The 1,228-nt window shown below is 60.5% G+C and carries 1 protein-coding gene; it reads right to left on the bottom strand.

The window, feature by feature from the left end:
* The coding region (locus NKI54_RS36280; RefSeq protein WP_352694648.1) for an nSTAND1 domain-containing NTPase at positions 1-1,146 on the bottom strand (1,146 nt) is incomplete at its 3' end.
* Positions 1,147-1,228: the final 82 nt, after the last annotated feature.

A 1,228-nucleotide genomic window follows, 5' to 3' on the forward strand; every position in this document is an offset into this window, starting at 1 on the left:
CTCATCCGGTGCAATGCTTCCGGGAGGTGTCGCGGCCGCAAGAGCCCGTGCAAGACTGGCGAATGGCGTCGGGCCGGGCCTGACGACAATCGGCTCGAATGAATCATCTGCAAGGCGCGGCAGCAGGCCGGCTCTCACCAGGCTCGACTTGCCGATGCCTGATGGCCCGGTCACGACGATGAAGCTTTCGTCCAGGACGCGGTGGAGAAGCCGCTTGCTGACCTCGCCCCTGCCGAAGAACAACTCGGCGTGCCTTGGCTCATAAGGCTCAAGCCCGCGCCATGGATTGGCATCTTCGTCGAGCACCGGGGCCGGCGGCAGGTCAAGTTCTCTGCCTGGAACGAGGAACACGAACTGACCCTTGTCATGCTTCTTCAGGGGCCAAAACGTCGGCGTCTGCCGGAAAGCGCCGGCGCCCTGCGGCCGAAGTGCCTCATCGAGATGCTGATAGAGTTCCGTGGCGGTGATAACGCCGTCACCCATCTGACCGGCGGCAGCACGATCGGCCAAGCCCTTCAGGCCGGCGACGAGAGCGGACGCAAAAGGAGAATGATTTTGGGTGCTGCCTCTCTTTCCCAAAGGCTGCTCCGCCGCAATGTCCAGTGCCTTTTGATCATGAGCCGCGGACGCGATGGCCTGCCAGGCAGGATCCTCTATGAACCACCTGTATCGTTCCTGATGCAGATGCTCGGGCGACAAAGCGAGGTACCGCGTGCTTGCCCATTGGAACGCCCCGGCAAAACAGCAATCCAGTATGACAAGCATGTGCCGGCACGGCAGCGCTGAGAGCGCCGTGTCGAGTTCCAGCATTGGAAGGTAATTGGCGCTGGTATTCTGGTCCGCATCCTGCGGCAGAATGTAACCTGTCGGCCCGGTATCGCTCGGCGTGGCAATGCCATGCCCGGCAAAGTAAAACAGAACCCGGTCGCCGCCTCCGACGCGATCAGGCAAACCGGACAGGAAGGTTCGGAGCCCACCCAGCGTTGCAGCAGAATTGAGGATCAGTTCGGTCTCGAATCCATGATCTTCGCGCAGGCACTTTGCCAGCGCTTTTGCATCGGCAACCGGAGTGCGAAGTCGTGGGACGCCATTCGAATAATTGTCGATGGCAATGATGAACGCGAGACTGCGATCGAAGCCTTCCATTCTTTGCCTCAGGCTGACAGCCGGTTTCGGAGTCCAGACCAGCCAGTGCAATTCATGAGCCGTCGCGTACTAAATACAAGCC

This window comes from Mesorhizobium sp. M0663 (assembly GCF_040320585.1).
Taxonomy (GTDB): domain Bacteria; phylum Pseudomonadota; class Alphaproteobacteria; order Rhizobiales; family Rhizobiaceae; genus Mesorhizobium.